This window comes from Amycolatopsis speibonae (assembly GCF_042647925.1).
GTDB classification, from domain to species: Bacteria; Actinomycetota; Actinomycetes; order Mycobacteriales; family Pseudonocardiaceae; genus Amycolatopsis; species Amycolatopsis speibonae.
Genome location: NZ_JBHRWK010000152.1, coordinates 70,125 through 77,974, shown reverse-complemented (window position 1 = coordinate 77,974; position 7,850 = coordinate 70,125). Strand labels below are relative to the sequence as shown.

The window sequence follows — 7,850 nt, the reverse complement described above, 5'->3', positions numbered from 1 at the left end:
CACGAGGTTACATATACATAAGCTCTACTGGCTTAGTTCACTAGCACACTGTTGAGTTCTCAAGCAACACACCCCAGATCGCACCACAGTCACGCGGCCTTATCCGAAGCAGTAATTTCTAGCAGTTTTTGGTGAGACACCCACTCAATCGCCTGAGGCGAGAGCTTGGTTCGTGTCCCGGTCGGCCACCCGGTTTCCCTGGCGACTTGGAGAACTTTACATGGCCTCCAGGGGCCCGAAACAGGGGGGTACCTTAACTGCGTTTCCGCAGGTCAAGGCCCCTGTTTCGGGCCGGGGCCGCGATCAGGCCCCGACGCGCACGCCGGCGACGTTGCGCTTGCCCTTGCGGACCACGAGCCAACGGCCGTGCAGAGCGTCGTCCGAGGACGGCGTCCACGCCTCGTCGACGATCTTCGTGTTGTTGACGTACGCGCCGCCTTCCTTGACGGTGCGGCGCGCGGCGCCCTTGCTGTCGACGAGTCCGGCGGCGATCAGCAGGTCGACGATCGTCGACTCGCCACCCGGGTCCGTCTTGCCGTTCGGCACCTCGGCCATGGCGGCGTCGAGGGTCGACGAGTCGAGCTCACGCAGCTCTCCCCTGCCGAACAGCGCCTGGCTGGCGGCGATGACCTGGCGGGTCGCCTCCTCGCCGTGCACCAGGGTGGTGAAGTCCTCCGCCAGCTTCCGCTGCGCGGACCGCAGGTGGGGGCGCTGTTCGGTGTCCTCGGCCAGCGCCGCGATCTCCTCCTGCCCGAGGAAGGAGAACATCCGCAGGTAGCGGATGACGTCGGCGTCGGCGACGTTCACGAAGTACTGGAACCACGCGTACGGCGAGGTCATCTCCGGGTCGAGCCAGACGCTGCCGCCGCCGGTGGACTTCCCGAACTTGCGTCCCTCGGTGTCGGTGACCAGCGGCGCGGTCAGCGCGTGCGTGTGCCCGCCGTCGGTCCGGCGGATCAGGTCGACGCCGCCGACGAGGTTGCCCCACTGGTCCGAGCCGCCGATCTGCAGCTTGCAGCCGTACTCGCGGTACAGGTGCAGGTAGTCCTGCGACTGCAGCAGCAGGTAGCTGAACTCGGTGTAGGACATGCCGTCGGCTTCGAGGCGGCGCTTCACCGTCTCCCGGTTCAGCATGGTGTTGACCGGGAAGTGCTTGCCGACGTCGCGCAGGAACTCGACCACGGTCTGCTTGCCGGTCCAGTTCAGGTTGTTCTCGATGACCGCGCCGGTGGGCGAGTCGTCGAAGTCGACGAAGCGCTCCAGCTGACCGCGGATCCGGTCGGCCCATTCGGAGACGGTGTCCAGCGTGTTGAGGGTGCGCTCACCGGTGTCGCGCGGGTCGCCGATCATCCCGGTGGCGACGCCGGCCAGCACGATCGGCCGGTGTCCGGCGCGCTGGAAGCGCGAGAGCATCAGCAGCGGCACCAGGTTGCCGGCGTGCAGGCTGGGCGCCGTCGGGTCGAATCCGCAATAGAGCGTGAGGGGGCCTTGGTCGAGGTCTCGCCGCAGTGCGTCGGTGTCGGTGGATTGCGCGATCAGGCCGCGCCAGGTCAGCTCGTCAAGGATGTGCTCGCTCACGCCTGTAGATCCTCCCGCACCAGGTCAACCGACTATCGGCCGGGGGCGGCCGCCCGTCGCTTGCCGCCCCGGCGGTAGGTGGAGACCGCGGGCGATCCGTCGACCCAGAACCGCCACGGCGTGTCCATCGCCATGGCGACGCCGACGCGCGGCCCGGTGCGGATGTCCGCTTCGGGGACCCGTTCCCCGGTGAACAACCGGACGGGTGACGCGGGATCGGTGAGGTCGACGCCGTTCTCGGCCCTGTCGATGCCGAGCACCGAGGTGAGGATGGCCGGGCCCTTGGCGAGTTCGCCGTTGCCACGCGCCGACGGCCTGCGCGCCTTGGCGATGTCCGCACCGGACACCACCTCCCCGGCACGCAGCAGCACGGCGCCCGGCTGCCCGTCTTCGGTGCCGACGACGTTGGCGCAGAAGTGCATGCCGTAGACGAAGTACACGTACAGATATCCCGCGGGCCCCCACATGACCGCGTTGCGCGGGGTCCTGCCGCGATAGCAGTGCGACGCGGGGTCGTCGAGCCCGCGATAGGCCTCGACCTCGACCAGGCGGACCGCGACCGTGCCGTCGGGACCGGTCGACTCGATCACCGCGCCGAGCAGGAGCGTGGCCAGCTCCACCGGATCCAGCGCCAGCTCCCGCCGGGTGAACTGTCTGCCGGTCACCACGTTCCGCACACCCCGTTCCCGCCGATTTCCGCACCGAACCCTAACCGGCCGCCTGGACGGATCGGGTATTGAGCGATCGCTCAATCATGTTCTACAGTGGTTTGAGCGATCGCTCAAACCGGAGGGGGCTCGATGAGCCGAAGAGCGCTTTACGTCGAAACGGTGATCCGCACCGACCTCGACACGCTGTGGCGGTACACGCAGGACCCGTGCCTGCACGAACGATGGGATCTCCGCTTCGCGCGGATCGAACCGGTCGCGGGTTCGCCGGGACGGTTCCGGTACGCGACGAAGTTCCTGGGCCTGGTCGTCAGCGGGTCCGGAACGCACGCCGGGGAGAGCACGCGGCCCGACGGCGGCCGGACGTCCGCGCTGCGGTTCGCGTCCGCGGATCCGCTGTCCCTCATCAAGTCCGGCTCGGGGTACTGGCGCTACACCCCGGACGGCGACGGCGTCCGGTTCGTCACCGGCTTCGACTACGCCACTCGCTGGGGCGTCTTCGGCAGGTTCGCGGATCTGCTGTTCCGGCCACTCTTCGGTTGGATGACGGCCTGGTCGTTCGACAGGCTCCGCCTCTGGCTCGAAACAGGCGGCCCGCCGGAGGAACTCCCCCTGCTCTCGCCCTCGGCGAGCCGCTGCCGCCGGAGCCCGCGACCGGGCAAGGACGGCATCGAACCTCGCGTTCTCGACACCCTGGAGCAGGCATGATCTTCCAAGAAGCGTTGGGCGCCGAGTTCGCGTCGTTGCATCCGCGGATGCGCGAACGACTCTCGCTGAGCACGAAGAACGGCGTCGGGATGATCGGCGTCGGCGTGATGGACGAGATCTGGCGTGGCGCCGCGTTCGCCAAGCCGTTCCTGTGGCTCGGCGCGTCGAGGCACATCCTGTTCCCGGAGCGCGGCCGCAATATTCCCTTCACCGTCGAGAACTACCCGTACGTCGACTCGCTCGGCAGGGAGACGGTGTCGTTCGTCCGCACCTTCGAGCTGCCGGAACGGAGGCGCCGGTTCGACGCGCAGATGATCTACAGCGCCGAACGCGGGAAGATCGTCGATTACCTGGGGACGCATCAGCACATCGCCGTCGATCTCGATCTGACGGTGCGACCGGACGGCGGCTTCCGCATCCGGTCGGAGGAGTTCCGGCTCTCCGAAGGCCCGCTCAGGTGCGTGGTGCCGCGATCCGTCGTCGGGGTGGCCGAGGTCGACGAGTGGTTCGACGAAGAGAGCGGTCTCTTCCGCATCGAGATCCGGGTGACGAACCGGCGGTTCGGCCCGCTGTTCGGCTATCGGGGCGCGTTCGAGGCGCGGTTCGTCGATCTGCGGGCGGGGGTGAGCGGTGCGGTGAAGCCCCTGCGTGAGAAGGTCCTGGACTGATGAACGGGCCGAGCACGAAACAGCGGTTGATCGACGGCGCGCTGGAGACGATCCGAACCAGCGGGATCACCGCGGTTTCGGCCAGGACGGTCGCTACCGCGGCGGGCACCAATCAGGCGCTGATCTTCTACCACTTCGGCAGTGTCGAGGAGTTGATCGCGCAGGCCTGTGTGACGGCGACCGAAAGCCGCGTCACCCATTTCCGTGACCGGTTCGCCGCGGTGACCACGCTGGGCGAACTGCTGGAGCTGGGCCGGACCATCCACACCGAGGAACGGGCCGAGGGGAACATGGCCGTCCTCGCCCAGACCCTCGCCGGCGCGCAGGGCGGCGGGCGGCTGGCCGAGGCGACGCGGCAGGCGCTGGACAAATGGGTCCGCGAGGTCCGGAAGACCCTCGACCGCGTGCTGGCCGGTTCACCGGTGCTCGAACTGGCGGAGACCGAGGGGCTCGCCCACGCGGTCTCCGCCGGTTTCCTCGGCCTGACGCTGTTCGAGTCGGTGGATCCGGAAGGCGCCGAGCAAGCCCTGACGGCGCTGGCACAGCTGGCGGTGCTGGTCGACGTCCTCGAAGGGCTCGGCCCGGTCGCCACCCGCGCGGTGCGCGCGAAACTCCGGAAGACCGCGAAGAAGTAGCTACGCGATCCTCGGCGCCACCCGCATGCTGGTGTAGCAGCAGTCGGTGCCGTCGGGGAGTTTCGTGAACAGCACCGGCATCCAGTCGTCGCCGAACATCGGGTTCATCCCGGCGAAGACGGTCTCCGACACGGGCACGAGTTCCGTCTCGATCGCCGGGGCGATTCCCTTGAGCCCGTCAGCGAATTCGTAGACGAAGTGCAGCTTCCCCTCGGTCTCCGTGACGGTGATGATGACTCCTTCGCGGCGATAGGTGCCGGCGAAGGGCGCGACGTCCATCAAGGGCGGCGACGGCGGCGGCGCGAAGTCGGCGGGCACCTGGACGCCGGCGAGCTCACCGAGCAGTTCCCGCGACAGCTCCGTGTACAGCCTGTCGGTCGTGCCGTGGTTGGTGAGCAGGGCGAAGGCCAGACCCGCATCCGGGACCACCCGCAGGTACGAGCGCTGCCCGATCGACGATCCGTTGTGCCCGAAGCCGGAAACGCCGTTCCAGTCGTGGATCGACAGGCCGAGCCCCCAGCCGTCGGAGCCGAGCGTCCACTTGTCGGGCACTTCGACTTCGCGACGCCGCATCGCGGTCACTGTCTCCGCGGAGAGCACGGGAGTCCCGTCCAGCAGTGTTCGAGCGAACCGGACGACGTCGCCCGCGGTGGCGAGGACCCGCCCGTAGGGACCGGCGTTCCGCGGGAGGAGATCCCAGGCGGCCGTCGGTTCCGGGTCTTGACCGAGATGTCCCATCGCCACCCGGAATCGCAAGGCCTCTTCGGGCAGGGTCATCGTCTCGGTGAGTCCGAGCGGCGTGATGAGCCGCTCTCGCAAGGCGTCGTCCCAGGTCAGCCCGGTGAGTACCTCCACGATCCGGCCGAGCACGGCGTACCCGACGCTGCTGTAGGACGCGGCCGTGCCCGGCGGGCAGTCGAGCGTCACTCCCCTGACCGCCTCGACGTACTTGGCCAGGCAGTCGTCGCCGCGTCCGGTGTCTTCGACGAAGTCGCAGGTGAGCCCGCCGGTGTGACTGAGCAGCTGCCGGGCGGTGATGGTCTTCGTCGCCTCCGGATCCACCGTCGCGAACTCCGGCAGCACCTCGACGACCGGCGCGTCGAGGTCCAGACGCCCTTCCTCGGCCAGCCCCAGCACCAACGCGGCCGTGTAGACCTTCGCGATCGAGCCGAGCTGGAAGATCGAATCGATGGTCACTTCCACGCCGGTTCCCCGGTGCAGGATCCCGCTGGCCAGTTCGTGGATCTCGCCGTTCACGAGTACCGCGAGGGTCGCGCCCGGAACGCGGTGCTCCGCCCGCAGGTCGTCGAGCCTGGACTGCCAGTGGGCATGGTCGAAAGTCTTCCGTACACTGTTAGGCATACTGAACACTGTACGGAAGGAATGCGGATGTCCGTGTGGGCGCGTCCCCCGAAGCGAAAGCGGGAGCAGCCGTCGCTGAGCCGGGAACAGATCGTCGCCACGGCGATCGAACTCCTCGACGCCGAGGGCATCGAGGCGCTGAGCATGCGGAAGCTCGGAGTCCGGCTCGGCGTGGCCGCCGCGTCGATGTACACGCACGTGGCCAGTAAGGACGAGCTGGTCGAACTGGTCGTCGACGAGGTCTACGGCGAGGTCACGCTTCCGGATCCGGGTTCATGGCGAGCGGAGGCGACACGGTTCGCGCGCGATCTGCGCTCGGTGTTCCTCCGCCATCCGTGGATCGGCTCGCTGCTCGGCGAGGCGGGGGTGGCGTACCTGGGACCGAACGTCCTGAGGCTGTCGGAGTCGGCGCTGGCGCTGTTCGAGGACGCCGGTTTCTCGCTGGACGACGCCGACCTGGCGTGGAACACGGTGATGGCGTTCGTCGTCGGACGAGCCACCAGCGAGGCCGCGTGGCTCACGACGCTCAAGCGCAGCGGGCAGAGCGAGCAGGAATGGAAAGACCGGCTGTGGCCCGCGGCCGAACAAGCGGTCCAGGACCATCCGCGGCTCAAGAAGCTCTACGCCGCCCAACGGGACCATGAACCCGACAAGATCAACGACGCGGACTTCGAGCGCGGCCTCGACTGCGTCCTCGACGGCCTGACGACGAGACTTCCCTGATGCGCGTGAAGGCCCCCTTCCCTCGGCTCAGCCGAGGGAAGGGGGCCTTCACGCGCTTGAGACCGCTCAGCCGAGCCAGGAGCGGTGTTCGGTGACCCGCGCGACCAGCCGGTCGCGCTGCTCGGCGACCCGCGCCGGAGCGGTACCGCCACGGGCGTCGCGCGAACTCACCGAGCCCTCGACGGTCAGCACCTCGCGCACGGCGGGCGTCAGGGCCGGGTTGATCTTCTCGAACTCTTCGTCGGTCAGTTCGTCGAGGCCGACACCGCGGCCCTCGGCGACGCGGACGCTCTCCCCCGCCGCTTCGTGCGCGACGCGGAACGGAACCCCTTGGCGCACCAGCCATTCGGCGATGTCCGTGGCGAGAGTGAAACCGGCGGGCGCCAGTTCGGCGAGCCTGTCGGTGTGGAAAGTCAGCGTCTCGAGCATGCCCGCGATCGCCGGGAACAGCAGTTCCAGCTGCTCGACGGAGTCGAAGACCGGTTCCTTGTCCTCCTGCAGGTCACGGTTGTACGCGAGCGGCTGCGCCTTGAGCGTCGCGAGCAGACCGGTCAGATTGCCGATGAGCCGCCCGGCCTTGCCGCGAGTCAGCTCGGCGACGTCCGGGTTCTTCTTCTGCGGCATGATCGAACTGCCCGTCGCCCAGGCGTCGTCGAGAGTGACGTAGCCGAACTCGGCGGTGTTCCAGATGATCACCTCTTCGGCGATCCTGGACAGGTTGACCGCGAGCATCGCGACGTCGAAGGCGAACTCGGCGACGAAGTCCCGCGAGGCGGTGCCGTCGATGGAGTTGTCGACACTGGTGTCGAACCCCAGTTCCGCGGCCACGGCTTCGGGGTCGAGTCCGAGCGACGAGCCCGCGAGCGCGCCGGAACCATAAGGCGACTCGGCGGTGCGAGCGTCCCAGTCACGCAGTCGGGTGACATCGCGCAGCAACGACTGGCCGTGCGCGAGCAGGTGGTGCGCCAGCAGGACCGGCTGGGCGTGCTGCAGGTGGGTGCGACCCGGGAGGATCGCGTCCGGGTGCCGCTTCGCCTGCGAAACCAGCGCGTCGACGACGCCGAGGGTGCCGGCGACCACCCGGCGGGCGGCGTCCCGCAGCCACATCCGGAACAGGGTCGCGACCTGGTCGTTGCGCGAACGGCCCGCCCGCAGCTTGCCGCCGAGTTCGGTGCCCGCCCGCTCCAGCAGACCGCGTTCGAGCGCGGTGTGGACGTCCTCGTCGGCGACAGTCGGGGTGAACGCGCCCGAAGCGACGTCCTGCGCGAGAGTGTCCAGCGCGGCGAGCATGCCGGTCAGCTCGTCATCGGTGAGCAGCCCCGCCTTCCGCAGCACTCGCGCGTGGGCCCGCGACCCGGCGATGTCGTACGGCGCCAGCCGCCAGTCGAAATGGGTCGACGCGCTCAGCGCCGCCATCGCCTCCGCCGGCCCGCTGGCGAACCGGCCGCCCCACAGCTGCACCGGCTGCTCATTCCCGCTCACGACACTCCTCGAATTCCTTGGTTTGT

General features: G+C 68.6%; 8 protein-coding genes. 4 read left to right on the top strand and 4 right to left on the bottom strand.

What is annotated here, in order from left to right; all coding sequences use genetic code 11:
* Nucleotides 1-303: 303 nt before the first annotated feature.
* Together tyrS and ACFOSH_RS43105 are read right to left on the bottom strand one after the other, a co-directional pair.
* Nucleotides 304-1,578 carry a tyrosine--tRNA ligase gene (tyrS, locus tag ACFOSH_RS43110; RefSeq protein ID WP_378247432.1) on the bottom strand — a complete coding sequence of 425 codons (1,275 nt, stop codon included), beginning with the start codon at nt 1,576-1,578 and terminating at the stop codon, nt 304-306.
* Nucleotides 1,579-1,610: 32 nt separating this feature from the next.
* On the bottom strand, nt 1,611-2,246 hold the full coding sequence (locus ACFOSH_RS43105) for a DNA-3-methyladenine glycosylase (RefSeq protein ID WP_378247444.1): 636 nt from the start codon (nt 2,244-2,246) through the stop codon (nt 1,611-1,613).
* Between the two features lie 132 nt (nt 2,247-2,378).
* On the opposite strand from ACFOSH_RS43105, the gene ACFOSH_RS43100 reads away from it, so the two are divergent.
* Genes ACFOSH_RS43100 through ACFOSH_RS43090 form a run of 3 tightly spaced genes read left to right on the top strand, consistent with a single transcriptional unit; the run spans nt 2,379 to nt 4,257 of the window.
* Nucleotides 2,379-2,954, top strand: coding sequence for an SRPBCC family protein (locus ACFOSH_RS43100; RefSeq protein ID WP_378247430.1), 576 nt, complete (start codon nt 2,379-2,381; stop codon nt 2,952-2,954).
* Nucleotides 2,951-3,622 carry a DUF4166 domain-containing protein gene (locus tag ACFOSH_RS43095; protein ID WP_378247428.1) on the top strand — a complete coding sequence of 224 codons (672 nt, stop codon included), beginning with the start codon at nt 2,951-2,953 and terminating at the stop codon, nt 3,620-3,622. The genes ACFOSH_RS43100 and ACFOSH_RS43095 overlap by 4 nt, the downstream gene beginning before the upstream one ends.
* Nucleotides 3,622-4,257: a TetR/AcrR family transcriptional regulator gene (locus ACFOSH_RS43090; protein ID WP_378247426.1), complete on the top strand. Its 636-nt coding sequence runs from the start codon at nt 3,622-3,624 to the stop codon at nt 4,255-4,257. Before ACFOSH_RS43095 ends, ACFOSH_RS43090 begins: the two co-directional genes overlap by 1 nt.
* On the opposite strand, the gene ACFOSH_RS43085 is transcribed toward ACFOSH_RS43090, so the two are convergent.
* Nucleotides 4,258-5,619, bottom strand: coding sequence for a serine hydrolase domain-containing protein (locus ACFOSH_RS43085; protein ID WP_378247424.1), 1,362 nt, complete (start codon nt 5,617-5,619; stop codon nt 4,258-4,260). It lies immediately after the preceding gene.
* Between the two features lie 27 nt (nt 5,620-5,646).
* On the opposite strand from ACFOSH_RS43085, the gene ACFOSH_RS43080 reads away from it, so the two are divergent.
* Nucleotides 5,647-6,342 carry a TetR/AcrR family transcriptional regulator gene (locus ACFOSH_RS43080; RefSeq protein WP_378247422.1) on the top strand — a complete coding sequence of 232 codons (696 nt, stop codon included), beginning with the start codon at nt 5,647-5,649 and terminating at the stop codon, nt 6,340-6,342.
* A 66-nt stretch (nt 6,343-6,408) separates the two neighbouring features.
* Here ACFOSH_RS43080 and argH read toward each other — a convergent pair whose 3' ends face one another.
* A complete protein-coding gene (argH, locus tag ACFOSH_RS43075) occupies nt 6,409-7,824 on the bottom strand; it encodes an argininosuccinate lyase (protein ID WP_378247420.1) in 1,416 nt (471 codons plus the stop codon).
* Nucleotides 7,825-7,850 lie beyond the last annotated feature (26 nt).